The 24721-nt window shown below is 63.6% G+C and carries 24 protein-coding genes; 13 read left to right on the top strand and 11 right to left on the bottom strand.

The window, feature by feature from the left end:
- Positions 1–365: 365 nt before the first annotated feature.
- On the top strand, positions 366–1355 hold the full coding sequence (locus tag FJ977_RS29370) for a sugar-binding protein (protein ID WP_140775706.1): 990 nt from the start codon (positions 366–368) through the stop codon (positions 1353–1355).
- A gap of 184 nt (positions 1356–1539) precedes the next feature.
- Positions 1540–2322: a FadR/GntR family transcriptional regulator gene (locus tag FJ977_RS29375; protein ID WP_140775707.1), complete on the top strand. Its 783-nt coding sequence runs from the start codon at positions 1540–1542 to the stop codon at positions 2320–2322.
- A gap of 20 nt (positions 2323–2342) precedes the next feature.
- Here FJ977_RS29375 and FJ977_RS29380 read toward each other — a convergent pair whose 3' ends face one another.
- Entirely contained in the window at positions 2343–3281 is a 939-nt protein-coding gene (locus FJ977_RS29380) for an NAD(P)-dependent oxidoreductase (protein WP_140775708.1), read from the bottom strand.
- A 119-nt stretch (positions 3282–3400) separates the two neighbouring features.
- Between FJ977_RS29380 and FJ977_RS29385 the strand changes: the two genes are divergently transcribed.
- Positions 3401–4297 (top strand): NAD(P)-dependent oxidoreductase, encoded by an 897-nt coding sequence (locus tag FJ977_RS29385; protein WP_140775709.1) that lies wholly within the window; start codon positions 3401–3403, stop codon positions 4295–4297.
- Between the two features lie 102 nt (positions 4298–4399).
- Positions 4400–5176 (top strand): FadR/GntR family transcriptional regulator, encoded by a 777-nt coding sequence (locus tag FJ977_RS29390; RefSeq protein ID WP_140775710.1) that lies wholly within the window; start codon positions 4400–4402, stop codon positions 5174–5176.
- 61 nt (positions 5177–5237) lie between these two features.
- Here FJ977_RS29390 and FJ977_RS29395 read toward each other — a convergent pair whose 3' ends face one another.
- On the bottom strand, positions 5238–5528 hold the full coding sequence (locus FJ977_RS29395) for a DUF3175 domain-containing protein (RefSeq protein ID WP_140775711.1): 291 nt from the start codon (positions 5526–5528) through the stop codon (positions 5238–5240).
- Between the two features lie 178 nt (positions 5529–5706).
- Between FJ977_RS29395 and FJ977_RS29400 the strand changes: the two genes are divergently transcribed.
- The 7 genes from FJ977_RS29400 (at position 5707) to FJ977_RS29430 (ending at position 13803) form a co-directional block, all read left to right on the top strand.
- Positions 5707–6936, top strand: a complete 1230-nt coding sequence (locus tag FJ977_RS29400) for an MFS transporter (protein ID WP_140775712.1) — start codon at positions 5707–5709, stop codon at positions 6934–6936.
- A 137-nt stretch (positions 6937–7073) separates the two neighbouring features.
- On the top strand, positions 7074–8102 hold the full coding sequence (locus FJ977_RS29405) for a LacI family DNA-binding transcriptional regulator (protein WP_140775713.1): 1029 nt from the start codon (positions 7074–7076) through the stop codon (positions 8100–8102).
- Positions 8103–8409: 307 nt separating this feature from the next.
- The gene (locus FJ977_RS29410) at positions 8410–9537 is read left to right on the top strand and encodes a sugar ABC transporter substrate-binding protein (protein ID WP_140775714.1); all 1128 of its coding nucleotides are present in this window, start codon (positions 8410–8412) and stop codon (positions 9535–9537) included.
- Positions 9538–9612: 75 nt separating this feature from the next.
- The gene (locus tag FJ977_RS29415) at positions 9613–11160 is read left to right on the top strand and encodes a sugar ABC transporter ATP-binding protein (RefSeq protein ID WP_140775715.1); all 1548 of its coding nucleotides are present in this window, start codon (positions 9613–9615) and stop codon (positions 11158–11160) included.
- Entirely contained in the window at positions 11157–12137 is a 981-nt protein-coding gene (locus FJ977_RS29420; RefSeq protein ID WP_140775716.1) for an ABC transporter permease, read from the top strand. The genes FJ977_RS29415 and FJ977_RS29420 overlap by 4 nt, the downstream gene beginning before the upstream one ends.
- Positions 12138–12151: 14 nt before the next feature.
- The gene (locus tag FJ977_RS29425; RefSeq protein ID WP_140775944.1) at positions 12152–13138 is read left to right on the top strand and encodes an ABC transporter permease; all 987 of its coding nucleotides are present in this window, start codon (positions 12152–12154) and stop codon (positions 13136–13138) included.
- A gap of 116 nt (positions 13139–13254) precedes the next feature.
- Positions 13255–13803 (top strand): gluconokinase, encoded by a 549-nt coding sequence (locus FJ977_RS29430; protein WP_140775717.1) that lies wholly within the window; start codon positions 13255–13257, stop codon positions 13801–13803.
- On the opposite strand, the gene FJ977_RS29435 is transcribed toward FJ977_RS29430, so the two are convergent.
- From FJ977_RS29435 to FJ977_RS29445, 3 genes are all read right to left on the bottom strand, one after another.
- Positions 13798–14934 (bottom strand): hypothetical protein, encoded by a 1137-nt coding sequence (locus tag FJ977_RS29435; RefSeq protein ID WP_140775718.1) that lies wholly within the window; start codon positions 14932–14934, stop codon positions 13798–13800. The two genes, FJ977_RS29430 and FJ977_RS29435, sit on opposite strands and share 6 nt — an antisense overlap.
- A 200-nt stretch (positions 14935–15134) precedes the next feature.
- On the bottom strand, positions 15135–15584 hold the full coding sequence (locus tag FJ977_RS29440; protein ID WP_027029809.1) for an Rrf2 family transcriptional regulator: 450 nt from the start codon (positions 15582–15584) through the stop codon (positions 15135–15137).
- Positions 15585–15822: 238 nt separating this feature from the next.
- A complete protein-coding gene (locus FJ977_RS29445; protein ID WP_140775719.1) occupies positions 15823–16809 on the bottom strand; it encodes a sulfate ABC transporter substrate-binding protein in 987 nt (328 codons plus the stop codon).
- 224 nt (positions 16810–17033) lie between these two features.
- Here FJ977_RS29445 and FJ977_RS29450 point away from each other — a divergent pair, with 224 nt between their 5' ends.
- Together FJ977_RS29450 and FJ977_RS29455 are read left to right on the top strand one after the other, a co-directional pair.
- Positions 17034–17309 carry an antitoxin gene (locus FJ977_RS29450; RefSeq protein ID WP_140775945.1) on the top strand — a complete coding sequence of 92 codons (276 nt, stop codon included), beginning with the start codon at positions 17034–17036 and terminating at the stop codon, positions 17307–17309.
- Positions 17309–17707: a type II toxin-antitoxin system VapC family toxin gene (locus tag FJ977_RS29455; RefSeq protein ID WP_140775720.1), complete on the top strand. Its 399-nt coding sequence runs from the start codon at positions 17309–17311 to the stop codon at positions 17705–17707. Before FJ977_RS29450 ends, FJ977_RS29455 begins: the two co-directional genes overlap by 1 nt.
- A 16-nt stretch (positions 17708–17723) precedes the next feature.
- On the opposite strand, the gene FJ977_RS29460 is transcribed toward FJ977_RS29455, so the two are convergent.
- The 6 genes from FJ977_RS29460 to pbpC all read right to left on the bottom strand — a co-directional run bounded on the left by FJ977_RS29460 (position 17724) and on the right by pbpC (position 24660).
- Positions 17724–18764: a sulfate/molybdate ABC transporter ATP-binding protein gene (locus FJ977_RS29460; protein WP_056571856.1), complete on the bottom strand. Its 1041-nt coding sequence runs from the start codon at positions 18762–18764 to the stop codon at positions 17724–17726.
- A gap of 13 nt (positions 18765–18777) precedes the next feature.
- Entirely contained in the window at positions 18778–19662 is an 885-nt protein-coding gene (gene cysW, locus FJ977_RS29465; RefSeq protein WP_056571857.1) for a sulfate ABC transporter permease subunit CysW, read from the bottom strand.
- Entirely contained in the window at positions 19655–20506 is an 852-nt protein-coding gene (gene cysT / locus FJ977_RS29470; RefSeq protein ID WP_140775721.1) for a sulfate ABC transporter permease subunit CysT, read from the bottom strand. The genes cysW and cysT overlap by 8 nt, the downstream gene beginning before the upstream one ends.
- Before the next feature lie 82 nt (positions 20507–20588).
- Positions 20589–21617 carry a sulfate ABC transporter substrate-binding protein gene (locus tag FJ977_RS29475; RefSeq protein ID WP_140775722.1) on the bottom strand — a complete coding sequence of 343 codons (1029 nt, stop codon included), beginning with the start codon at positions 21615–21617 and terminating at the stop codon, positions 20589–20591.
- Between the two features lie 211 nt (positions 21618–21828).
- The gene (locus FJ977_RS29480) at positions 21829–22551 is read right to left on the bottom strand and encodes a M15 family metallopeptidase (RefSeq protein ID WP_140775723.1); all 723 of its coding nucleotides are present in this window, start codon (positions 22549–22551) and stop codon (positions 21829–21831) included.
- An 18-nt stretch (positions 22552–22569) separates the two neighbouring features.
- Positions 22570–24660, bottom strand: a complete 2091-nt coding sequence (gene pbpC / locus FJ977_RS29485; protein WP_246683372.1) for a penicillin-binding protein 1C — start codon at positions 24658–24660, stop codon at positions 22570–22572.
- Positions 24661–24721 lie beyond the last annotated feature (61 nt).

Raw genomic sequence — 24721 nt, forward strand, 5'->3', positions numbered from 1 at the left:
TATCAGGCATTTACGCAAATGCCCGTGCGGGCGTCAATTGTCCGATGAATAGGAAATAGGGCAATTGTCGGACGAATAGTGAATGGCGGTTCCGAAAAATCCGTTTTGTAGGACAAATAGCAATTGACGTTGGCGGCTTGCCGTTATTAGCTGAGGGTCGGAGGAAGATTTGCCGGCCCCGAACCATGATCGACGGTGGGGTCGGCGCGAGATCATCGACCGTGCCGGCACTGCCGGTCCGGTCGCATCTGAAAATGCTTATCGGTCTTGCCAGGCGGCACCGGCATTCGCCCTGCCATCTCGCGTTGGGGCCGATTTGTGTGGCGGGCACGCCGTGTCCGTCTGTTTTTCAAGGGAGGACTGATATGAGGAAAACAGTTTTGCTCGCCGCCGTCGCCGCCATGGCGTTGGGCGCCGGGCCGGCCTTGGCCAAGAAGCAGCTCGTCATCGTGGTGAAAGGTCTCGACAATCCGTTCTTCGAGGCCATCCACCAGGGCTGCGAGAAATGGAACAAGGAAAACGCCAGCTCGGAATATGAGTGCTTCTACACTGGTCCGGCGTCGACTTCCGACGAGGCCGGCGAGGCCCAGATCCTTCAGGATATACTGAGCAAGCCTGACACGGCGGCGGTGGCGATTTCGCCGTCCAACGCGCCGCTGATCGCGCAGACGCTCAAGACCGCCAATCCGACGATCCCGATCATGACCGTCGACGCCGATCTCGCCAAGGAGGACGCAGCCCTTCGCAAGACCTATCTCGGCACCGACAACTACCTGATGGGCAAGAAGATCGGCGAATACATCAAGAAGGCCAAGCCGAATGGCGGCACGATCTGCACCATCGAGGGCAACCCAGCAGCCGATAACATCCTGCGCCGCGCGCAAGGCATGCGCGACGCCCTGACGGGCAAGGAAGGGCTTGCGGCACTTGCCGGCGAAGGCGGCTGGACCGAAGTCGCCGGCTGCCCGGTGTTCACCAATGACGACGGTGCCAAGGGCGTGCAGGCAATGACCGATATCCTTGCCGCCAACCCCAAGCTCGATGCTTTCGGCATCATGGGCGGCTGGCCGCTGTTCGGCGCGCCGCAGCCTTATCGCGATCTGGTTGGACCGTTGAAGGACAGGCTGGCCAAGAACGACTTCGTCATCGGCGCCGCCGACACGATCGGCGACGAGGTGGCGATCGCCAGGGATGGCCTTGTCACCGCGCTGGTCGGCCAGCGGCCCTTTGAAATGGGCTACAAGGCGCCGTCGGTGATGATCGACCTGATCACGGGCAAGAAGGTCGACGATCCGGTCTTCACCGGCCTCGACGAATGCACCAAGGATACGGTCGACACCTGTATCCAGAAGTAGCTTTTAGATCCGGGGCGCTCGGCAAACGGGCGCCCCGTCAATTCCTGAGCGAGACGCAGTGGCGAGGGGCAACAGGCTCCGGCCCTGTCGCGTCCATGGTTTGGATTTTCGGCAACGGGATCGGCGCGCGCCACGCAGGTACGGATCCATCCGGACGACAGGCAGCCGACCTATTGGAACGTGGATGCCGCACGAGAAGGCAGAAAGAAAAGCCAGCCGGGCCAAGGCGCAAGCCAGCCGCGATCCGGCGGTCATGCGCAGGGCCGACGCGGCGCACTTTCCCGGATCCAGCGTTCATGCCTCACTCGCCAGCGAGATCGGTCTGCGGATCGTGCGCGGCGATTATCCGCCCGGCAGCATCCTGCCCAACGAGGCCAAATGGGCCGAAACCTTCAATGTCAGCCGTTCGGCGGTGCGCGAGGCGATCAAGATGCTGATGGCCAAGAGCCTTTTGGCATCACGCCCCAAGATCGGCAGCTGGGTCGAGCCGAAGGAGCGCTGGAATCTGCTCGACCGCGACGTGCTCGCCTGGTACGCGACCGCGCCCGACCGCGAGGCCTTCCTGCGCACCGTGCAGGAGTTTCGCCATATCATCGAACCGGAAGCGTCGGCCTTTGCCGCCATGCGGCGCAGCGACGAGCAGATGGCCGAGATCAGCCTTGCCTGCCGCGAGATGGGCGAGGCGGCCAACCTGCCGGAACGCATCCGCGCCGACACACGCTTTCACCTCGCCATCCTGCGGGCCTCGGGCAATGACCTTCTGGTGCCGCTCGGCGTGCTGATCGAGTCCGCGCTCGACCATCTCTTCGTCTTCACCACGCGGCAGGTCGGCGACCAGCGGCGAGCGCAGAAACTGCATGAGGCGATCGAGAAGAACATCCGCCTGCAACGGCCGGCGGCGGCCCGCAATGCCGTGCACAAGCTGCTCGCCGACACCGATGAGGGCATTGGAAGCAGGCGGCGGTGAGCCGTCCGCCCGTTTGAGCCTCAGATCGTCTGCTTCTTGCCATCCTTCATCGGCATCAGGTCGACGCCGTTGACCTTGGCGATATGGGTCGCCAGCATCGGCACGAACTGCTCGGCCGGACCGGTGGCATGGGCGCCGGCGAAGGAATTCTTGGTGGCGTTGCCGAGCGGGTTGGCGATGCCGGCCGCACCCGCCATGGACTCCAGATAGGTCAGGTCCTTGAAGGCGTTGGCGATGGTGAATTTGTGGGCGTCGCGGTCGCCTTCCAGCGTCCAGCGCATGAAGGTCTGGTAGAAGCCGCAATCCATGCGGCCGTTGCGGATGACGCTGTCGAAACGCGGCGGCGAGATGCCGACCTTTTCAGCCAGGGCCAATGCTTCGGAATAGATGGCGGCATAGCCCAGCGAAATGAAATTGTTGAGCAGCTTCATGCGATGGCCATCGCCGGTGTCGCCGATGTGGACGATGCGGCCGGCCCAGGTTTCGATCACCGGTTTCACCCTGGCAAAGACGGCGTCCGGCGCGCCGACCATGGCATCGAGCGTGCCTTCCCAGGCTTCCTTCGGGGTGCGGCTTAGCGGCGCGTCGACATAGTCGATGCCAAGCGCGTTGAGTTCGGCCGCGAGCGAGACGGTCGAGACCGGGTCCGAGGTCGAGCAGTCGACGACGACCGAACCTTTCTTCAAGCCTTCCTTGAGGCCGCCGGGGCCGCGGATGATGGCTTCCACCTCGCGCGACCCGGTGACGCAGATGAAGACAATGTCGGACGCCACTGCCACCTCGCGCGAGGTCGATGCTTCCCTGGCGCCTCGGCCAAGAAGGTCCTCCGCCGGCTTGCGGTTCTTGCGGCCGAGGAATGTCAGGGGATAGCCCTTGTCGACGATGTTCTTGGCGATGCCGTGCCCCATCAGGCCAAGGCCGATGAAGCCGATCGTCTCGCGCGCGGCGGAGGTGTTCATGTCGTCTGTCCTATCCCGGATTATCGATAATTGCGCCGCCGTTTTAGCCATATGTGGTTGCGGAATGCAATATTGTCTGACAATAGACGGGAATTCCAGAGCCTGTCATGGAGACGAGAATGACGAAGCGGATCATGTTCACCGGCGGCAGCGGCAAGGCTGGGCGCCATGTCGTGCAATATCTTGTCGAGCAGGGCTGCCAGGTGCTCAACATCGACACCAAGCCGCTCGACAATCCCAAGGTGCGCACGCTGATCACCGACATCACCGACAGCGGGCAGGTGTTCAACGCGCTGTCGAGCTATATGGGCCTGCACGAATTCGACCCGTCGCTGCGCCCGCAGTCGGTGGATGCGGTGGTGCATTTCGCCGCCATCCCGCGCATCATGATCACGCCCGATAACGAGGTGTTCCGCATCAATGCGATGGGCACGTACAACGTCATCGAGGCGGCGGTGAAGCTCGGCATCCGCAAGGTCATCATCGCCTCCAGCGAGACCACCTACGGCCTGGTGTTCGCCAACGAGCCGCGCGATCCCAAATATTTCCCGCTCGACGAGGAGTATGATGTCGATCCGATGGACAGCTACGCGCTGTCGAAGATCGTCAACGAGAAGACAGCGCGGGCCTTCGCGCAACGCAACGGCACCGACATCTATGCCTTGCGCATCGGCAATGTCATCGAGCCGCACGAATATTCGCTGTTTCCGAAATGGTTCGCCGATCCCGGTTTTCGCAAGCGCATTGCCTGGAGCTATATCGACGCGCGCGATCTCGGCCAGATCACGCTACGCGCCATCGAGAAGGACGGTCTCGGCTACCAGGTGTTCAACGCGGCCAATGACGATACCTCGTCGGACCTGCCGACGGCGGAACTTTTGAAGCGCTTCTATCCGGGCGTGCCAGTGAAGGCCGAGCTTGGTGAATACGAGACGCTGCTGTCGAACCGCAAGGCGCGCGACATGCTCGGCTTCCGCCCGGAACACAGCTGGCGCAAATACGTCAAAACCGCCTGAGCGACCGGGCAGAAGCGGCTGGGCTGTGCATAGCGGGGCGCTTTGCGGCCCAACCGTTCCGTGGTGCTTGACAGCTTCCGCAAACCGGCCTTTCTGAAGCGTATGCGGGACGCGAAGCCGAACAAGGAAAAATCGCCTGACAAGGCGGCTGCCGCCGAGCGCTCGACCGGTGTTCGACGGCCCGACGCGGCGCGTATTCCCGGCGCCAGCGTGCACACGTCGCTCGCGAGCGAGATCGGGCTGCGGATCGTGCGCGGCGACTATCCGCCCGGCACCATCCTGCCCAACGAAGCCAAATGGTCTGAGACCTTCAGCGTCAGCCGCTCGGCGGTGCGCGAGGCGATCAAGATGCTGATGGCCAAGAGCCTGCTTGCTTCACGCCCCAAGATCGGCAGCTGGGTGGAGCCGAAAGAACGCTGGAACCTGCTCGACCGCGATGTGCTCGCCTGGTACGCGACGTCGCCGGACCGCGAGGTGTTCCTGAAGACGGTGCAGGAGTTCCGCCACATCATCGAGCCGGAAGCGACCGCTTTCGCGGCGATGCGCCGGACCGACGAGCAGATGGCCGAGATCAGCCAGGCCTGCCGCGAGATGGGGGAGGCCGCCAGCCTGCAGGAGCGCACCCGCGCCGACACGCGCTTTCACCTTGCCATCCTGCGCGCCTCCGGCAACGATCTTCTGGTGCCGCTTGGCGTGCTGATCGAATCCGCGTTCGATCACCTGTTCACCTTCACCACGCGGGAAGTCGATGATCTCAACCATGTGCAAAAGCTGCATGAGGCGATCGAGAAGAACATCCGGCTGCAACGCCCGGACGCGGCGCGCGCCGCGGTTCGCAAGCTGCTGGCCAACACCGACCACGTGATCAAGTCGCGCTAGGGCGTATTGATGTTCAGGTGATGCCGGCCTGTCCTGAATCTCAACAAACACTAGACCGGAGCTAATCTTCCTTTTCGCGGCCGAAGGCCACGCGCAGTTCGTCCTTGGCGTGCTCGAGCACTTGCCTGCGCGCTGCGGGCAGGTTCTTGCCGGCGCGGTTGATGTAGAAATTCAGCATCGACATCGCTGACTGGAAGGGTTCGGCCTTGCGGCGGTGGCTGTGCTCGGCCGACCGCTTGAGCGAGGCGGCGATCTTTTTGGCGTCGTCGAATTCGAAGACATGATCCTCAAGATCCATCGCGTCGCTGTGCTCGGTCACCTCGGCCGACCATTTCTTCCTGGCTGTGGTCATGGCTGGGACTCCTTTGCGGGTTCGCTGATCGGAAAACTCCAGACATTGGCGTCGGTTCCCGCCTTCGTGCCCGCTCTGGAGCCACGGATTTGCTCGCCGTGGCGCTGCTGTGGGCCGAGAATGTGCCGATAGTGGCCAAAACGGCAGCCGATTTCGAGACCGCCGACAGGAAACGCCTTTGACCCGAACCGACTTGAGCCGGCCCAGTCCCGGCATCGACAGTTCCTACGCGTGGATGCGGCTGGCCATCTCAATGCTGCTGGCGACGATCGGCGCGGTCGGCATGTGGGCGGTGGTCGTGGTGCTGCCCGCCGTGCAGGCCGAGTTCGGCGTCGACCGTGCCGCTGCATCGATGCCCTACACCGCGACCATGGTTGGCTTCGCCGCCGGCAATGTGCTGGTCGGCCGCGCCATCGATCGGATGGGCTATTGGATCCCGGCGCTGTTCTCTTCCGTGGCGCTCTCCGCGGGCCTGCTGCTCGCGGCACTTTCGACCTCGATCCTGCAGTTCACCCTTGCGCAAGGGGTGCTGATCGGTGTCGGCACGTCAGTGATCTTCGGGCCGCTGATCGCCGACATCTCGCACTGGTTCAACCGCCGGCGCGGCGTCGCGGTCACGGCGGCGGCCGCCGGCAACTACCTCGCCGGCGCGCTCTGGCCCACCATCATGCCGACGCTGATCAAGGCGGAAGGCTGGCGCTTCACCTACGCGGCGATCGGTGTTTTCTGCCTGGTCACCATGGTGCCCCTGGTGCTGTTGCTGCGACGCGGTGCTCCTGACGCGGCCGCTGCCGGCTCGCCCGGGAGCCGGCCCGTGCAGCCGATTCCCATGTCGCCGGCGGCGCTGCAGACGCTGCTGGTCATCGCTGGCCTCGGCTGTTGCGTGGCGATGTCGATGCCACAGGTGCACATCGTCGCCTATTGCATGGATCTTGGCTACGGCATGGCGCACGGCGCCGACATGTTGTCGATCATGATGGCGGCGGGCGTCGTCAGCCGGCTTGCCTCCGGCTTCATCGCCGATCGCATCGGCGGCGCGAAAACCCTGCTGATCGGTTCGGTGCTGCAGTGCCTGTCGCTGCTGTTTTACATTCCGTTCGACGGGCTGGCCTCGCTCTACGTCGTGTCGCTGGTGTTCGGCCTGTCGCAAGGCGGCATCGTGCCTTGCTATGCGATCATCGTGCGCGAGTACCTGCCCGCCAAGGAGGCCGGCCAGCGTATCGGCATCGTCATGATGGCGACGATCTTCGGCATGGCGATCGGCGGCTGGATGTCGGGTTGGATTTACGACCTGACCGGTTCTTATGCGGCCGCCTTCCTCAACGGCATTGCCTGGAATCTGCTGAACATAGTGGCGATCGGGCTGTTCATGTGGAAGGCAAGGCAAAGGACTGCCATGGCGGCCTGAGCACCTCGGCTTGACAACAGGCAGGCACTGCGCGACCCCAGAGGCCGAAGGGTGCGGTAACAGGCCGGTGAAATGGCGACAGCTCAGATGATCATGTTGCGGGCGCGTTCCGGTGATCGCGCGCATGGGCCGTGGCCATGATCAAGCCGCGCTCGCGCCGGGGCGGCGGCCGCCCGACCATATCGGACGTCGCGCGCAAGGCCGGCGTCGGCGCCATTACAGTGTCGCGCGCGTTGCGCGAGCCAGAGCGTGTCAGCCTGGATTTGCGCCGTCAGATCCAGGCCGCCGTCGATGAGCTTGGCTATGTGCCGGACCCCAATGCGCGGGCTCTGGCCTCGGCGCGGGCCGAGGTGTTCGGCGTGCTGGTGCCGTCGCTCACCAACAACGTCTTCGCCGAGGTGGTGCGCGGCATCTATGACAGCCTGTCGGACAGTCCGTTCCGCATCCAGCTCGGCAACACGCATTATTCGGGACTGGAGGAGGAGCGGCTCTTGCAGGTGTTCGGCTCGCAGCGGCCGGCGGCGCTGATCGTGGCAGGCATCGACCAGACGCCAACCTCGCGAAAACTGCTGGAAAATGCCGGTTGCCCGGTGGTGCAAGTGATGGAGACCGGGCCGGATCCCGTCGACATGATGGTCGGCTTCTCGCATCTCGACGGCGGCAGGACGGCGACCGAGCACCTGATCGAGGTGGGGTATCGACGCATCGGCTTCATCGGCGCGCGCATGGATCCGCGCTCGCGGCGGCGCCTGGCTGGTTATCGCGCTGCGATGGAGAAGGCCGGCCTGTTCGACCCGCGCCTGATCACCACCACGCCGGTGCTGTCCAGCGTGTCGCTCGGCCGCGAAATGTTCCGCGATGCCCTTGCCAAGATGCCGACGCTCGACGGCGTGTTCTGCAACAATGACGATATCGCGCTCGGCGTGCTGTTCGAATGCCATCGCGCCGCGATCGATGTGCCGAAGACCATCGGCATCGTCGGCTTCAACGATCTCGATATGATGCAGGTGGCCTTTCCCTCGATCACCAGCATCCGCACCCATCGCTACGAAATCGGCAGGCGCGCGGTGGCCATGGCGCTGGCGGCGATCGCCGGCGACCGACCGGAGCAACGTATCGTTGACCTCGGCTTCGAGCTCAAGCGCCGCGAGAGCACGGCCCGCTGAACACACTTTCGAGAAGGACCGCAAATGGCGCTTTACACAACGTCATGGTAGCGCTACCATTTTCTCTGGACGGGCATCGCCAGCAAAGGGCCAAGCCTGTTTATTATACATAAGCAACAGCTCAAGCTTGTTTATTATGTATAATATGATAAATTTCCCCCCGATCGATGGGGACGGCAAGGGGAGGGATCGCGGAGGTCTTCGGCACCTGGCAGGCGTGACTGGGCAAGGCGGAGGGGCCAGCCGGAAACGCGAAAATTCCATAAACTGAACCGACAAATCAGAACTGCAATCGGGAGGATTATCGATGATCAAGTCACTTGTCGGTGGCATTGTTGCCGCCAGCGCATTCGTCATGCTCAACTCGGCCGCCATGGCCGCCGGCCCGGAAATCGTATCCGGTCCCGCCGCCCAGGCCGACTGCTTCGCGCCGTGGGGCGCGGACACGAAATTCTTCAAATATCCAAAGAAGGAAGGCCCGTTCCGCATCGCCTTCGCCAATGGCTATATCGCCAATACCTGGCGCATCCAGATGGTTCAGACGGCCAAGGCCTATGCGGCCCAGCCCGACGTCAAGGCCAAGATCAAGGAATTCAAGGTCGTCTCGACCGGCGAGGACGTGCCGGCGCAGATCTCGGCGATCAACAATTTCATCGATTCCGGCTATGACGCCATCGTCACCGACGCCCAGAACCCGACCGCTTTCGGTCCGGTCATCAAGCGCGCCAAGGAAGCCGGCATCGTGCTGGTTGCCTTCGACAACATCCTCGACACCAAGGATGCCATCAACGTCAATGTCGACCAGAAGGGTCTTGGCGAATTGTGGGCCAAGTGGCTGGTCGAGAAGGTGCCGAATGGCGGCAAGATCCTCGAGGTGCGCGGCGTGGCCGGCACCTCCGTCGATACCGATCGCCACAATGGCATCCATGAAGTGTTCGACGCCTCCGGCAAGAAATGGGACGTCACCGAAGTCGCCGGCAAATGGGATGACGGCGTGGCGCAGAAGGTGACCGCCGACGCCATCGCCACCAACGGCCCGTTCGACGGCATTACCGGCCAGGGCGGCGATACCGGCATCGTGCAGGCGATGATCGATGCCAAGCATCCGTTCGTGCCGTTCGGCGGCGAAACCGAAAACGGCTTCCGCAAGTTCTGCGCGGCCCATTCCGCCGATGGCCTGAAATGCACCTCCGCCGGCTCCGGTCCGGCCCAGGTTGCCGTCGCCATCAAGACCGCGATCGCGGCACTCGAAGGCGAGGTGGTGCCACAGGAAGTGAAGCTGCCGCTGGCTGTCGCCACGGATCCGAACATGAAGGAAGGCACCGATTACTTCCCGAAGGAATCCGACAATTTCTTCGTCGGCAATTCCTTCCCGACCTGCGGCATCAATTTCAGTGCCCAGGAAATCATGGGGCAGACCAAGGAAAACCAGTAATCGCTGGCCAATGCCTGGCGCCGCGGCTTACCCCGCGGCGCCAGCCTGCAATCCCACAATGGCCCTGGAGGGTTGATGGACGGTGCGGCTCCTCTCTTTCGCATGGAAGGCATATCCAAGCGCTATGGCGGCGTGCGGGCGCTGGAAAAGGCCGAACTTGTGGTCGAAGCCGGCAGCATCCACGCCATTCTCGGTGAAAACGGCGCCGGCAAATCGACGCTGATCAAGGTCATGGCCGGTGTCGTGGCGCCCGACGAGGGCCGCATGATGCTGGACGGCCGCGAAGTGACCTTCGCTTCGCCCGGTGCGGCGAACAAGGCCGGCATCGTCTGCATCTTCCAGGAACTGTCGCTGATCCCCGAGCTCAGCGTTGCCGACAACATCGTCATTTCCGATCCGCCCAAACGCTTCGGCATGATCGACCGCACGGCGCAGCGCCGCATCGCGGAGGAAGCCCTTGCCCGCGCCGGCGCGGCCGACATCCATCCGCTGGCGCTGGTCAAGGACCTGCCGCTGTCGCGCCGGCAGATGGTCGAGATCGCCAAGGCGCTGGCCAGGAAACCCCGCATCCTGATCCTCGATGAGGCAACATCGGCGCTGACGGCGGCGGATGTCTCTAAGATATTCGGCGTCTTGAAGCGGCTGCGCTCGGAAGGGCTGGCGCTGCTCTACATCTCGCACCGCATGAACGAGATCGCCGAACTTGCCGATCAGTGCACGGTGTTCCGCAACGGCCGCAACGTCGCCAGCTACAAGGCCGGCTCGAAGAGCGACAATGAGGTGGTCGAACTGATGATCGGCCGCGAATACAGCCACATCTTTCCGCCCAAGCCGGCGGCGGCACCGGCCAGCGCCGCCCCCAGGCTCGAAGCGCGCAAGCTCTCCTGGGCCGACCGGCTGCACGACATCTCGCTGACCGTCAGGGCAGGCGAGGTGGTCGGCCTCGGCGGTCTTGACGGCCAGGGCCAGCGCGAATTGCTGCTGGCCTTCTTCGGCGTGCTGCGCGGCCTTGCCGGCGAGGTATTGATCGACGGCAAGCCGGTGGCCATCAGCAGTCCCGCCGTGGCCCGACAGGACGGCGTCGGCATGGCGCTCATCCCGGAGGACCGCAAGACGGAAGGCTTGATGCTGCCAATGACGGTGCGCGAGAACCTGTCCTTCGCCGCGCTCGACCGGCTCTCCAGGAGCGGCATCATCGATCGCGCCGCCGAGCAGCGGCTGATCGACGACATGGTTGGCCTGCTCGCGATCAAGACGGCGGGTCTCGATATTCCGGTCGGCGCGCTGTCGGGCGGCAACCAGCAGAAAGTGGTCATCGCCAAATGGCTGATGCGCCAGCCGCGCATCATCCTGCTCAACGATCCGACGCGCGGCATCGATGTCGGCACCAAGCAGGAGATCTACCAACTGATGCGCAAGCTGGCGGATGCGGGTGCGGCGATCCTGTTCTATTCGACCGACTATGACGAGCTGATCGGCTGCTGCGACCGTGTGCTGGTGCTTTACGATGGCGCGGTCAAGCGCGAACTGGTCGGCGCCGAGATCACCGAGCGGGCGCTGATATCGAGCGCGCTCAACATCCATGGCGAGGAGAGCCCGGTGGGCCTGGGAGCAAGCGTGTGAAAGATTGGCGCTACTGGCTGGCCGAGCAGCGCGGAACGCTGCTGGCGCTCGGCATTTTCATCGTCATGTTCGTCATCTACACCTCGAACCATCCGGCCGGTTTCAACGCCAATGTGGTGCAGACGGCCGCCAACAAGGGGGTGCTGCTCGCCTTCGTCGCCATGGCGCAGACGCTGGTGGTGATCACCGCCGGCATCGACCTGTCCGTCGGCATGATCTTCCTGCTCACCAACTGCCTGGCTTCCTGGCTGGTGGTGGGCACGCCGGCGCAGACGGCGCTCGGCGTCATCGCCGTGCTGGCGGTCGGCCTGCTGTGCGGCGCCATCAACGGCGCCATCGTCATCTATGGACGGCTGCAGCCGATCGTCGCCACCATCGCCACCGGCGCCGTCTATTACGGCATCGGTCTTTTGCTGCGGCCATTCCCGGGCGGCTCGGTCAATGAAGATCTTGCCGATGCGCTGACCGGCCGCGTGTTCGGCGTGGTGCCGGCGAGCCTCGTCGTGCTGCTGGCCATCGTGCTGGTGGTCTGGGTGCCGTTCAGCCGTTCGGTGCTTGGCCGGGCCGCCTACGCGGCGGGATCGTCGGAGACGGCGGCCTACATGTCGGGCGTGCCGATCCGGCGCGGCAAGTTCGCCGCCTACACGCTGGCCGGGCTGCTGGCATCGATCGGCGGGCTGTTCCTGACCTTCTTCACCTATACGGGCGAGGCGGCCTATGCCAGCGGCAACTCCTACACGCTGTTCTCGATCGCCGCCGTGGTGCTTGGCGGCGTCTCGCTGTTCGGCGGCAAGGGCAGCGCCATTGGCGCCATCTTCGGCGCGCTCGCTTTCCGCACCATTGGCGACCTGTTGTTCGTGTTCGATTTCGATCCGCTCTGGCAGCCTTTGTTCCAGGGCGTTATCCTGCTGGTCGCCGTCAGCCTCGGCGCCTTCGCCCTGTTTCGGGTCCGCAACCGGCTGGAGTGGTTCCTGTGAGCGAAACGACGCCGATGGTTGGGAAGAGCGATGGCGGCATTGCCGGCCGCATGCCGAAATTCATCCGCCGCGCCGATCCGGCGGTGCTGACGGCCTTTGCCTGCATCGTGGTGCTGCTGTTGCTGGGCAGCCTCTATTCCAGAAGCTTCCTGTCGCCTGAATATCTGCTGCAGCAGCTCAAGGTCGCCTCATTCCTCGGTGTCATCGCCACGGGCATGATGCTGGTCATCCTGCTGGGCCAGATCGACCTGTCGGTGCCCTGGGCGGTGGCGGCGGGCGCCATGATGGCATGCGCTGCGGCTGCCTACGGTCCGGTCGGCGTCGCGCTGGCCATTCCGTTCGGCATCTTCTGCGGCGTGCTGATCGGCGTCGTCAACGGCGTCGGCGTTGCCTATCTGCGCATTCCCTCGATGATCATCACACTTGCCACCAACGCCGTCGCGCAAGGGCTGATGGTGGTCTACACCGGCGGCTTCTCGCCGCAGGATTCGGCCACCGGCGCCATGCGTTACCTCGCCACCGGCTTCGCCATTCCGGGCGTTCCCAACGCGGTCATCATCTGGGCGCTGATCGGGGCCGCGATGGTGTTCGTGCTGACCCGCACCGGCTTCGGCCGCACCGTCTACGGCATCGGCAACCGTGAGCGCGCCGCCTATCTCTCGGGCATCGACACAAGGCGTGTGGTGATGATCGCCTTCGCCGTCTCCGGCGGGCTCTCCGCCTTCGGCGGCGTGCTTCTGGCCGGCTACGCGTCGAAGGCGGCGCAGTCGATGGGCGATGCCTATCTCTTGCCGTCGATCGCCGCGGTCGTGCTTGGCGGCACCTCGATCCTCGGCGGGCGCGGGTCCTATCTCGGCACCGTTGCCGGCGTCATCCTGATCACGCTCCTGCAATCCATCCTGTCGGTCATGCAGATGCCGGAGGCGGGGCGGCAGATCATCTATGGCGTTGTCATCGTCGCCATGCTGTTGCTCTACGGCCGCGCGCCGGCAAGCCGCTAGAGCCGGACGATTTCAGGTCGAATCGACCTGAAATCTGAATCCGCCGCTGAATCAAGGAGATAGAGCATGATGTCGTCCGAAGACCGCTTCACACTTTTCGGCGTCATGCTCTAGCCGTGGACGAAGAAGCAGCGCAGGCGCCGACACGCGCCCCTGGCTCAGTGCCTCCGGCCATTGTGGTGATGGGCGTCGCCGGCTGCGGCAAGTCGGCCGTCGGCACCGCGCTTGCGGCCGCGCTGGGCGCCATCTTCATCGAGGGCGACAGGCTGCACCCGCCCGAGAATGTCGCCCGCATGGCAAGCGGCGAGCCGCTCACCGATCAACTGCGCGAAGGCTGGCTCGATGCGATCGGCGAACACATCGCGGCATCGGTCGGCAAAGGGCAGGGCGTGGTCGCGGCCTGCTCGGCGCTGAAGCGTGGCTATCGCGAACGTCTGCGTGGTTTTTGCCCCGATATCACCTTCCTCTACCTGGAGATCGACCCGGCGACGGCAAGTGAGCGGGTCGCCAGCCGGAAGGGGCATTTCATGCCGGCCAGCCTGGTCGACAGCCAGTTCGCCATACTGGAGCCGCCGGGCAGCGATGAGCGGGCACTGACGATCGACGCGACGAGACCCGTCGCCGATGTGGTTGCCGACGCGATCCGGCTGCTGGCCAAATCATGAGCCGGTATCGCCGGTTGTCATGGCATCGTCCGGGGCTTCCGTCAGCCTTCGGCTGCCGGACCATATCAGCATCTGTTCGGGAAACAGTTTCAGCGCTTCGAGCAGCCGGTCGCGCTTGAGCAGGATATAGCGTGCCTGCAGCACCATGTCCTTGGCTCCGTCCCGTCCCGTTTCCGCTTCAGCCGGCAACAGCTCCGGGCTGATGACGGCCCGGTATTCACGGAAGGGAATGGTCTCGAAGGTCGACATGGCAAACAGCGCTGCCTTGCCCCTCGCGGCGAAGTTCGCCGGTGCGGAAGCAAGGTGCGTCCAGCCACCTTCGCCGATCGCGACCTCGGTGAAGGTCGAGCCCGCATGGATGGTGTTGGTCATCAGCACCACGCCATTGCGCTTCAGGATCTTCTGGATGCGGATGGTGACCTGATAGGCATCGTCGCGCTCAAAGGTGACGCGGCTCTTGAGGTAGCGGTTCTCGACCTTGACCATCGGCGGGTTCAGGAAACGCAGACCGAACATCGATTCCGAGACCCCGTGTGAATTGATGCTCACCTGATGCGCCTCGATATCAGCCTCGTGCAGGGCGCGCTTGCCGAAGATGGTCTGGGAGGTGAACTGATCGCACCAGATGATGGCGCCATGGCCGCGCCGCAAGGCTGCCTGCAGTCCCTCCCGTCCCTCCAGCCGGACAATCGGGGACCACCGGAAACCGGCGAGGTGCGCTGCAAACTGCAGCCGGCGGCGGTGGCGTGCCGCGAGCAATGCCTGGAACAGCTTGCGTGCGTCGATGCCGCCGCCAAGCACCGCGCGCGTCGCGGCGGCATAACCTGGAAATTGCTTGCGCATATGGCGTTTCAGGCGAAGCCTGGACATCCGGTCGCAAATCGACGCCCACCAGCGCACCGGCACTGAAGCCGCGACCATGAGATAGAAGGCGGCCAGGAGGGTTTCGCGCAGGTCCTGGTTCGAGAACCAGCGCATTTTTTCGGGACGGACGATCCTGCGGCTGAAGAAGCGCACGTCCTCAGCCCTTTCCGGCACAAGGACATCGGCGATGATTTCAGTCTGGAACCTGGCCGTGGCGGGCGGTCCGCGGGCAGCCTTTCGGGATTTCGCGAACGTCGACAGCCTCATCCGGCGGGCGTCCATCTGTTCCTGTTGCAAGACCGCTTTAATGCGCCTGCGCGCATCGCGCAATCTCACGGGATGAACGGTGTTCGCCAGCCGTTGATTTAAAGCGTGTCGCATTGAAACAGATTCATGCGACGCGCTTCAAATCTTTGTTGTTATGCATGTCGTTCTCCCAAACCGAGATCACTTTTGGGCGACATGCATTAGATTTGCGAGGACAGTTCGACCGGGAAATCGTCGTTATCGGCATCGCGCATGGCGGCGAGGCTTCTGTTGTCGAGCACCTCGGCGATTGCCTGGCGCACTTCCAGCATCATGTGCCGGACCTGGCAGGTCGCTTCGTCGCAATCCTCGCAGCGCTGGTACTGTGTGCGGCTGGCGCAGGGAATGGGCGCCAGCGGCCCGTCGAGCACGCGCACGACGTGGCCGATCTTGATCTCCGAGGCGGGGCGGGCGAGGCGATAGCCGCCTTCCTTGCCCTTGCGGCTCTGGACGAAGCCGGCATTGCGCAATTCGCCCAGGATGGCATCCAGGAATTTCTTCGGGATGTTGTTGGCGACGGCGATGTCGTTGACGAAGGCCAATTGGCCAATCGGAAGACTGGAAAGATGCACGAGGGCCTTGAGGCCGTATTTGCCTTTTTTTGTCAGCATGCCCGAGTCAACCCGTTGAAACCCCAACCACCCCGCATCTGGCGGCTGTTTGTGTGCAAATAATGACGGTTTTGCCGCGCAATGGTATTTTGCGACAACAAGACGCCAAATGGCACGTTAGGCACAAACGCGTTGATTCTTTGTAACGTTTCGCAGGGATGGCGCCGGCTGAAGGCAAAACGAAGAAAGCCGGCTCAATGCCGGCTTTGCTTATCTGCTCAATATGTGCAGTGAGCCTTCAGCGGCTGCCATAGGCCTGATCGAGCAGGCCGCCGGCGGCGAAATGCTCTTTCTGGATCTTGTCCCAGCCGCCGAAGACGTCTTCCACGGTCAGCAGCCGTACCTCGGGGAAGTCAGCCTTGTATTTGGCCGCGACGGCTGCGTCACGCACGCGGTTGCCGTTCTGTGCGAGGATGTCCTGGCCTTCGGGCGTGTAGAGGAAGTCGAGATAGGTCTTGGCCAGGTCGCGCGTGCCGTGCTCGTCGGCGACCTTGTCGACGATCGCCACCGGGAATTCGGCGAGCAGGCTGACCGAAGGCGTGACCTGCTCGAACTTGTCGTCGCCATACTCCTTGCGGATGCCGCGCGTCTCGGATTCGAAGGTGATCAGCACGTCGCCGATTTCGCGCTGCACGAAAGTGGTGGTCGCGGCGCGGCCGCCCGTGTCGAAGATCGGCACGTTGTTGAACAGCTTGGTGATGAACTCCTTCACCTTGGTGTCGTCGCCCTTGAAGGCTTCCTTGGCGTAGGCCGTGGCCGCCAGATAGGTGTAGCGCGCATTGCCCGAGGTCTTCGGGTTGGGGAAGATCACCTGCACGTCGTCGCGCACCAGATCGTTCCAGTCCTTGATATGCTTGGGGTTGCCCGCGCGGACAAGGAACGAAGGCAGCGAATAGAACGGGGAGGCGTTGGCGGGAAAGTCCTTCTGCCAGTCGGCCGAGACAAAGCCTTTCTTGACCAGAAAATCGATGTCGGTGACCTGGTTAAAGGTGACGACATCGGCGCCAAGGCCCTCGGCGATGGCGCGCGCCTGCGCAGAGGTGCCCGCATGCGACTGGTCGACGGTCACGCCCGGATGCGCTGATATGAAGGCCTTGTTGACCTGAACGAACAGTTCGCGGCCGACGTCATAGGAGGCGTTGAGCAACTTGTCGGCCGACCAGGCTTGGGAGGATGCGAGGAACAGGCCGGCGACGGTGGCAACACCGAGGAAAAATCGCTTCATGAAAAAGGCTCCGGATGCAACGTGTTAACGCCGCAACCATAGCCGTGGCGCATGGGGCACGGCGAGGCATGCATGAGGGTTCCGCGCCCTCGCTGCGAGAAAAGATATAGTCGACACAATGAGTCCTTGGAATTCTATTCCAGATGACACTCGCTTCGGTCTGTATTCCTTGTGCAGGACGATCATTTGGCATATACATATGGCATATACAAACGGAGGCAACCGTGCCCCAGCATCGGCATACAACCACGTCGCCTCCGAAGGAGGCCAAGCTCTTCCGCAACAATCGCAGCCAGGCGGTGCGTATTCCTGTCGAATTCGAGCTTCCCGGCGACAAGGTTCTGATCAGCCGCGAAGGCGACCGTCTTGTCATCGAGCCGCTCCGCAAACCCGGCCTTGCCGCTCTGCTCGCCCAATGGGCGAAAGAGCCACCGCTTGGTCCTGAGGACGACTTTCCCGAGATCAAGGATGCGCCTGTTGAAGCCGAGGACATTTTTTGATGCGGTTCATGTTGGATACAAACGTCATCAGCGACATGATCCGAAACCCGGCCGGCAAGGCCGCCAGTGCAATGGTGCGCGAAGGTGATGCCGCTGTTTGCACCAGCATCGTCGTTGCCTCTGAATTGCGATATGGCTGCGCCAGGAAGGGATCGGCCAAACTGCTCAAGAAGGTCGAGGATCTGCTGGCTGAGATCCCTGTATTGCCGCTCGACGTACCGGTGGACGCTGAATACGGCGCGCTTCGCGCCGAGTTGGAGGCCGCTGGCCAACCCATTGGCCACAATGACCTTTTTATTGCCGCTCACGCCTGCGTATTGGGCACCACATTGGTGACGGCCAACGTGGGGGAGTTCGCCCGGATACGGAAGCTGAAGGTCGAGAACTGGCTGGAATAGCGCCTGACCCGAAAGATCAAGCCGCCGGAAACAGCTTCCAGCGCCCTGGACGGAACGCCACCCGGCTTTTCTGTGCCGCCGGATGATCGACGGGCAGTTCGATCTCGACCCGCTGGCGATCGCCGCCGATCTCGAGCTCCACCCGGCGCGTGCCGGCGACGCGGCGGCTGGCGGCGACCGTGCCGGCGATGCAGCCGCTGCAGCCGTCCAGCAGTTCGACGTCGTGCGGGCGGAAATAGAGCGTCGCGTCACCCTCGGGCGCGTGCGGCGCGGCTAGTCCGATGGGGCGATCAGCGAGCCAGATCTCGCCATTCTCGACCTTGACGGGAAGCGAGCTCGATTCGCCGATGAAGCCGTAGACGAAGGGCGAGTTCGGCGTGTCGTAGATATCGTCCGCCGTACCGACCTGCTCGATGCGGCCCTGGCTCATCACCACGACGCGGTCGGCAAGTTCCAGTGCCTCTTCCTGGTCGTGGGTGACGAAGACGGTGGTGTGGCCGGTGCGGTCATGGATCTCGCGCAGCCAGCGGCGCAGTTCCCGGCGGACCTGCGCATCGAGTGCGCCGAACGGCTCGTCGAGCAGCAGCACCTTGGGCTCGATCGCCATGGCACGGGCGAGCGCGACACGCTGGCGCTGGCCGCCCGACAACTGGGCCGGATAACGCTTTTCGAGGCCGGAAAGCTGAACGAGATCGAGAAGTTCGGAGGCACGGCGGCGGATTTCCTGCGCCGGCGGCCGCGAGGACCCATGCCGGACTTTCAGGCCGAAGCCGATATTGTCGGCCACCGTCATGTGCCGGAACAGCGCATAGTGCTGGAACACGAAGCCGACATTGCGCTCCTGGATCGACTTCTGCGAAGCGTCTTCGTCGCCGAAGAAGATCTTGCCGCGCGTTGGCCGTTCCAGCCCTGCGATCAGCCTGAGCAGCGTCGTCTTGCCGGAGCCTGACGGCCCCAGTAGCGCGATGAGTTCGCCCGACTTGATGTCGAGCGATACGTCGTGGAGCGCTGGAAACCGCTCAAACTCCTTACGCACGTTGGCAACGCGAACTTCCATACAAATCCCTCTGTCAGTGTCCGCGCGTCGCGGCGAGTTCGGCGCCGTAGCGCATCTCGAGCAGTGTTTTCAAGACCAGCGTGACGAGCGCCAGCCCGGCAAGCAATGAGGCGACGGCGAAGGCGCCGACGGCATTGTACTCGTTGTAGAGGATTTCGACATGCAGCGGCATGGTGTTGGTCAGGCCGCGTATGTGACCCGAAACCACCGAAACCGCGCCGAATTCGCCCATGGCGCGCGCGTTGCACAGGAGCACGCCATAGAGCAGGCCCCATTTGACGTTGGGCAGCGTGACATACCAGAAGGTCTGCCAGCCATTGGCGCCGAGCGAGAGCGCCGCTTCCTCGTCGCCATTGCCTTGTTCCTGCATCAGCGGGATCAGCTCGCGGGCGACGAAGGGGAAGGTGACGAACACGGTGGCCAGCACAATGCCGGGCACGGCGAACAGGATCTGGATGCCATGTGCCTTCAGCCATTCTCCGAGCAACCCCTGGGCGCCGAACAGAAGCACGTAGACCAGGCCTGAGATGACCGGCGAGACCGAGAAGGGCAGGTCGATCAGCGTGGTCAGGAAAGCCTTGCCCTTGAATTCGAACTTGGCGATGGCCCAGGCGGCTGAGATGCCGAAGACGACATTGAGCGGCACGGAGATCGCCGCGACGAGCAGTGTCAGGTGGATGGCCGAGCGCGCATCCGGTTCGCCCAGCGCTTGCGTATAGGCACCGATGCCTTTCGCCAGCGCCTCATGGAAGACAATGATCAGCGGCAGGAGCAGAAAGACGCCGAGGAAGGCAAAAACGATCGCCATCAGCACGGCCTGTGCCGGCCGGCTTTCGGTCACCGCCGCCGAGCGGCTCTCATGGTAGGGTTCGTAGGATTTGATTTCGGGATCAGCCATAGCGCTTGCGGCTCCATGTCTGCACTAGATTGACGACCAGAAGCATGACGAACGACAGAGCGAGCATGATCGCCGCGATCGCGGTCGCCGCCGGGTAGTTGTACTCCTCCAGCCGGATGACGATCAGAAGCGGCGCGATCTCGGATCTGTAGGGCAGGTTGCCGGCGATGAAGATGACCGAGCCGTATTCGCCGACGCCGCGCGCGAAGGCCAGCGAAAAGCCGGTGATGATGGCCGGCGCCAGGCCCGGGAACAGCACGCGGGTGATGATCTGGAAGCGGTTGGCGCCAAGCGTCGCGGCGGCTTCCTCCACCTCCTTGTCGATTTCTTCCATGATCGGCTGCACGGTGCGCACGACGAAGGGCAGGCCGATGAAGACCAACGCGATGACGATGCCGAGCGGCGTGTAGGCGACCTTGATGCCCAGCGGCATCAGCAATTTGCCGATCCAGCCGTTCGGTGCGTAGAGCGTGGTCAGCGCGATGCCGGCGACCGCGGTCGGCAGTGCGAAGGGCAGGTCGACCATTGCGTCGACGATGCGGCGACCGGGAAAGCGGTAGCGCACCAGCACCCAGGCGACGAGCGTGCCGAAGATGACATTGACGGCAGCCGCGAGGAAGGCGGTGCCGAAGCTGATTTCCAGCGCATTGATGGTGCGGCGGTCGCTGGCGATCGCCCAGAATTCAGCCCAGCCGAGAGAGGCCGAGCGCCAGATCAGCCCGGATAGCGGAATGAGGATGATGAGGGTGAGGTAGGCAAGCGAGAAGCCGAGCGTCAATCCGAAACCCGGAATGACACTCGGCTGCTTGAACCGCCACCCCGCCTGCGCGGGTGCTGTCGTCATGAAGTTCTGGATTGTCCCTTCTTATTCAACCGGACTTTGCTTGAAGAAGCCCATTGGCGAGCTTCCTCAGCAAAACCGAACCTTACTGGGCCGGCTTGTAGATCTGGTCGAATATACCACCGTCGCCGAAATGATAAGGCTGCGCCTTCTTCCAGCCGCCGAAAAGCGGATCGTCGATGGAGATCAGCTTGATATCCGGGGTCTTGGGCAGATCCGCCGGTGCGACGAGCTCGGGCTTGGCCGGACGATAGTGGTTCTTGGCGATGATCGTCTGGCCTTCCTTGGAATAGAGCCAGCCGAGATAGGCTTCGGCCACCTTGCGCGTGCCCCTGGCATCGACATTGGCGTCGACGATCGCCACCGGCGGCTCGGCCAGGATCGAGGTCGGCGGATAGACGATCTCGAAATTGTCGGCGCCGAATTCGTCGAGCGCCAGATAGGCATCGTTTTCCCAGCCGATCAGCACGTCGCCGATGCCCTTTTGCGCGAAGGTGACGGTAGAGCCGCGCGCACCGGTGTCGAGAACCGGGGCATTGGCGTAAAGCTTGCCGACGAATTCCTTGGTCTTGGCCTCGTCGCCGCCGTCATTGGCGTTGGCATAGGCCCAGGCGGCCAGATAGTTCCAGCGTGCGCCACCCGAAGTCTTGGGGTTGGGGGTGATCACCTGGGTGCCGTCCTTGATCAGGTCATTCCAGTCATGGATCCCCTTGGGATTGCCCTTGCGGACGAGGAAGATGATGGTCGAGGTATAAGGCGCTGAATTGTTTTCGAATTTCTTGCGCCAGTCGGGATTGATCTTTTTCGACTTCGAGACGATGGCGTTGATGTCGCCCTCGAGCGCCAGCGTGACCACGTCGGCATCGAGGCCGTCGATCACGGCGCGGGCCTGGGCACCCGATCCGCCATGCGACTGCTGGATCGTCACCGTCTCGCCGGTCTCGGCTTTCCAATGGGCGACGAAAGCCTCGTCGTAGGCCTTGTAGAGCTCGCGTGTCGGATCGTAGGACACGTTGAGGATGGTGGTGTCGGCGAACGCGAAACCGAGCGTGCCGAACTGGACAGATGTGGCGACCAGTGCGCCGAGCAGTTTCCTGAAATGAGGTTTGGTCATTTCTGCCTCCGTTGAACCCGCGCCAAATCTAGCGAATTGATAGAAATTAGATGCATCGAATGTTCCCTTTTTTGCCCTCCTGAAGAAAATATTGGATGATCTTGCGCCATGTCGGGAAATATTTTCCTCGTCGACACCCCGCGCGGACTCGAGGTCCTATCTAGGGATGCGCGATGCCGAGGCAAGGCCGCATTCGGTTTGATCCCGCGGCTTATTCGGCGCTTACCGGGAAATCGAAACGCTGGTTTGGAAAGGGCTGGTGACCGAGCGTGAAATGCCACCATTCGCGGGCGTAGTTCTTGAAGCCGCCGGTACGCATGGCATCGACGAGCAGCTTGCGGTTTGCCGCCGCTTCGTTGCCGAGCGGGCGGTGCGCCGTCTCGCTCATCGGGTCGAAACAGTCGAAACCGGTGCCGAAGTCGAGCGTATCGGCATTGATGGCGCCACAGGCCGGTTTGGAGACCGCCGGACTGTCGGCCCGCGCAATCGCGACATCGACGGTCGAGCCGCGCGAATGGGTCGACAGTTCACCGACATAGCCTTTGGCGATGAGGTCGCCGCGCCTGACCTTCGGATACCATTGCGGGTCGGGCGGACCGCCCGCTCGCGTCCATGCGCCCATGTCGGCAACGGCGCGGGCAGGGCGGTAGCAGTCGAACACGACCAGCGTCAGGCCTTTCGCGGCGATCGCCTGCTGGATACCGGCAAGAGCTTGCGCCGCCTGCCGGGTGAGAATGCAGACCGGCGCCTCATAGCCACTCACCTTGCGGCGCAGGAAATCGTCCGGTCCGGCGTAGCGGATGTCCTGGCGGATGGAGGGATCGATATCGGCGAGCCGAACGAAGCCGGCGGGGAGGGTATCGGCATGTGCCGGCGGAACAGAAGCCGCAAGCGCCAGTGCGCAAAAGCCAAAGCGCTGAATCGCCTGGCGCATTCTATTCAAGGAGCGCGTTCACTCGACGAACACCTTGACGCTAGCCGCCCGCCCCGCGGCGTCGATGACAGTCAGCGTCGAATAGCCCGCGCCGTCGGGCAGCCAGGTCGCGGTGCGGCGGCGGTCGATGCCAGTGAGCGGCTTGCCGTTGGCCAGCCAGCGAAATGGCGCACGGCCGCCTTGCAGTTTCAGCACCAGCGGCGAGGCATCGGCCGAATTGGTGGCGAGATCGACGCGGGCGCCGTCCGGCGGGAAGATGATGGTTGGGGCGGGTTCGGTCGGCGTCGCCTGCACCAGCCCGTCGGCACCGGCGCCGAAGCGGGCGAGCGTCACCGGCAGATCCTCGCGCTTGGGGGTGAAGGCGCCGGGCGGCTTGCCGGGCAGCGGCACCGTGGCAAGGCCGGTGCGGACAAAGCCCTCGAACAGGATCGGGGCGGCCGAGACATAGCCGGAGAGGCCCGGCACGGCGCTGGCGTCGGGGCGGCCGACCCAGACGCCCAGCACATAGCGGCCGTCGAAGCCGACCGACCATGCGTCGCGGTAGCCGTAGGACGTGCCGGTCTTGTAGGCGATGCCGCGCTGCAGGGCGCCTTCCGGCGGCTTCACGCCCGACAATATGTCGATGATCTGCCAGTTCGCCTGGTCGTTGAGGATGGTGGCGGTGGTGCGTTCGGCATTGGCCGGCTCGGTGCCGTCATGCAGCGTGTGCGTCTTGCCGCCATTGGCGAGGCCCGTATAGAGCTGGACGAGATCGCGCAGCGTGACGCCAACGCCGCCAAGGCCGATGGCCAGGCCGGGCGCCTCGTTGACCGGCAGGATCGGGTTGACGCCGGCCTGGCGGAAGCGTGCTGTCAGTCGGGCCGGGCCGACCGCGTCGAGCACGCGGATCGCCGGCACGTTGAGCGACAGTTGCAGCGCCTGGCGGACGCTGACATCGCCCTGGTAGCCCATGTCGAAGTTCCTGGGCCTGTAGCCGCCGAAATCGACCGGGCTGTCCTCGATCAGCGTTTCCTGCGCCACCAGTCCCTGCTCGAAGGCGAGGCCATAGATGAACGGCTTCAGCGTCGAGCCGGGCGAACGCACGATCTTGGTCATGTCGATCCAGCCGGAGCGGCTGGAATCGAAGAAATTGGCCGAGCCGACTTCGCCGAGGATGTCGCCGGTTCGGGAATCGGCCAGCACCATGGCGACGGAGAGGCGTGGACCGAGCTTGGTGGCGGCGTCGCGTGCCACCTGCTCCAGCCCTTGCTGGACGCTTTTGCGGATCGTCAGCTTGAGGGGCTGGCCGGGAACGGCCCGGGGCAGCATCGCATAGGCGGCGTGCGCGGCAAGTGCCGGCAGAGTGCGGCGCAGGCCTGATACATCGTCGAGCGCGGCCCGCGCGGCCTCGCGTTCGCCGATCAGGCCTGACGAGACCATGCGGGTCAGCACCCGGTCGCGGGCGGCGTGAGCGATTTCCAGATTGCGGTCGGGCCGGCGCTTTTCCGGCAATTGGGGCAGCGCGACGAGCAGGGCGGCTTCGGAGACGGTGAGCCGCTTCGGCTCCTTGCCGAAATAGGCGAGCGAAGCGGCGCGCACGCCTTCCAGGTTGCCGCCATAGGGCGCCAGCGTCAGATAGCGTTCGAGGATCTCGCTCTTCGACAGCCGCCGCTCGATCTGGATGGCGCGCAGCATCTGCTTGACCTTGGAGCCGAGGCTGCGGCTTTCGCGCGGCTCGATCAGGCGCGCAAGCTGCATCGAGAGCGTCGAGCCGCCGGAGACGATGTGGCCGCTGGTGGCGAACTGGCCGGCGGCTCGGCAAAGCGCCAGCACGTCGACACCCTCATGGTCCCAGAAGCGCTTGTCCTCATAGGTGACGAGCATGTCGACGAACTGCTTGTCGACCTGGTCGAGATGGGTTTCGAGCCGCCAGTAGCCGTCCGGCGTGGCAAAGGCGCGCAACAGCTGGCCGTCGCGATCCTGGACTTCCGTGGAGACCGTGAGTTCCGCTGGTAGCGGTGGCGGGAAGGCGCGGTCGAGTTCCCAGAGGGTAGCGACCGACAGAGCCAGGATGCCGGCGCAGGAAGCTAGCGTTATGGCTGACCGACGGAGAAATTTTCTGGAGAGCATAGTGCCGCCCCTCATCCGCCTGCCGGCACCTTCTCCCCGTATAGTGACGGGGAGAAGGGAG

The organism is Mesorhizobium sp. B2-1-3A (assembly GCF_006442655.1).
GTDB lineage: Bacteria > Pseudomonadota > Alphaproteobacteria > Rhizobiales > Rhizobiaceae > Mesorhizobium.

What these genes read in the sequence shown, in the direction of transcription:
- FJ977_RS29475 (WP_140775722.1), bottom strand. Translation starts at nt 21,617, where the DNA reads ATGACCAAACCTCATTTCAGGAAACTGCTCGGCGCACTGGTCGCCACA.
- FJ977_RS29380 (WP_140775708.1), bottom strand. Translation starts at nt 3,281, where the DNA reads ATGAACACCTCCGCCGCGCGCGAGACGATCGGCTTCATCGGCCTTGGC.
- pbpC (WP_246683372.1), bottom strand. Translation starts at nt 24,660, where the DNA reads ATGCTCTCCAGAAAATTTCTCCGTCGGTCAGCCATAACGCTAGCTTCC.
- FJ977_RS29460 (WP_056571856.1), bottom strand. Translation starts at nt 18,764, where the DNA reads ATGGAAGTTCGCGTTGCCAACGTGCGTAAGGAGTTTGAGCGGTTTCCA.
- FJ977_RS29455 (WP_140775720.1), top strand. Translation starts at nt 17,309, where the DNA reads ATGCGGTTCATGTTGGATACAAACGTCATCAGCGACATGATCCGAAAC.
- FJ977_RS29385 (WP_140775709.1), top strand. Translation starts at nt 3,401, where the DNA reads ATGACGAAGCGGATCATGTTCACCGGCGGCAGCGGCAAGGCTGGGCGC.
- FJ977_RS29395 (WP_140775711.1), bottom strand. Translation starts at nt 5,528, where the DNA reads ATGACCACAGCCAGGAAGAAATGGTCGGCCGAGGTGACCGAGCACAGC.
- FJ977_RS29480 (WP_140775723.1), bottom strand. Translation starts at nt 22,551, where the DNA reads ATGCGCCAGGCGATTCAGCGCTTTGGCTTTTGCGCACTGGCGCTTGCG.
- cysW (WP_056571857.1), bottom strand. Translation starts at nt 19,662, where the DNA reads ATGGCTGATCCCGAAATCAAATCCTACGAACCCTACCATGAGAGCCGC.
- FJ977_RS29440 (WP_027029809.1), bottom strand. Translation starts at nt 15,584, where the DNA reads ATGCTGACAAAAAAAGGCAAATACGGCCTCAAGGCCCTCGTGCATCTT.
- FJ977_RS29415 (WP_140775715.1), top strand. Translation starts at nt 9,613, where the DNA reads ATGGACGGTGCGGCTCCTCTCTTTCGCATGGAAGGCATATCCAAGCGC.
- FJ977_RS29425 (WP_140775944.1), top strand. Translation starts at nt 12,152, where the DNA reads ATGGTTGGGAAGAGCGATGGCGGCATTGCCGGCCGCATGCCGAAATTC.
- FJ977_RS29390 (WP_140775710.1), top strand. Translation starts at nt 4,400, where the DNA reads ATGCGGGACGCGAAGCCGAACAAGGAAAAATCGCCTGACAAGGCGGCT.
- FJ977_RS29435 (WP_140775718.1), bottom strand. Translation starts at nt 14,934, where the DNA reads ATGAGGCTGTCGACGTTCGCGAAATCCCGAAAGGCTGCCCGCGGACCG.
- FJ977_RS29405 (WP_140775713.1), top strand. Translation starts at nt 7,074, where the DNA reads ATGATCAAGCCGCGCTCGCGCCGGGGCGGCGGCCGCCCGACCATATCG.
- FJ977_RS29375 (WP_140775707.1), top strand. Translation starts at nt 1,540, where the DNA reads ATGCCGCACGAGAAGGCAGAAAGAAAAGCCAGCCGGGCCAAGGCGCAA.
- FJ977_RS29445 (WP_140775719.1), bottom strand. Translation starts at nt 16,809, where the DNA reads ATGAAGCGATTTTTCCTCGGTGTTGCCACCGTCGCCGGCCTGTTCCTC.
- FJ977_RS29370 (WP_140775706.1), top strand. Translation starts at nt 366, where the DNA reads ATGAGGAAAACAGTTTTGCTCGCCGCCGTCGCCGCCATGGCGTTGGGC.
- FJ977_RS29410 (WP_140775714.1), top strand. Translation starts at nt 8,410, where the DNA reads ATGATCAAGTCACTTGTCGGTGGCATTGTTGCCGCCAGCGCATTCGTC.
- cysT (WP_140775721.1), bottom strand. Translation starts at nt 20,506, where the DNA reads ATGACGACAGCACCCGCGCAGGCGGGGTGGCGGTTCAAGCAGCCGAGT.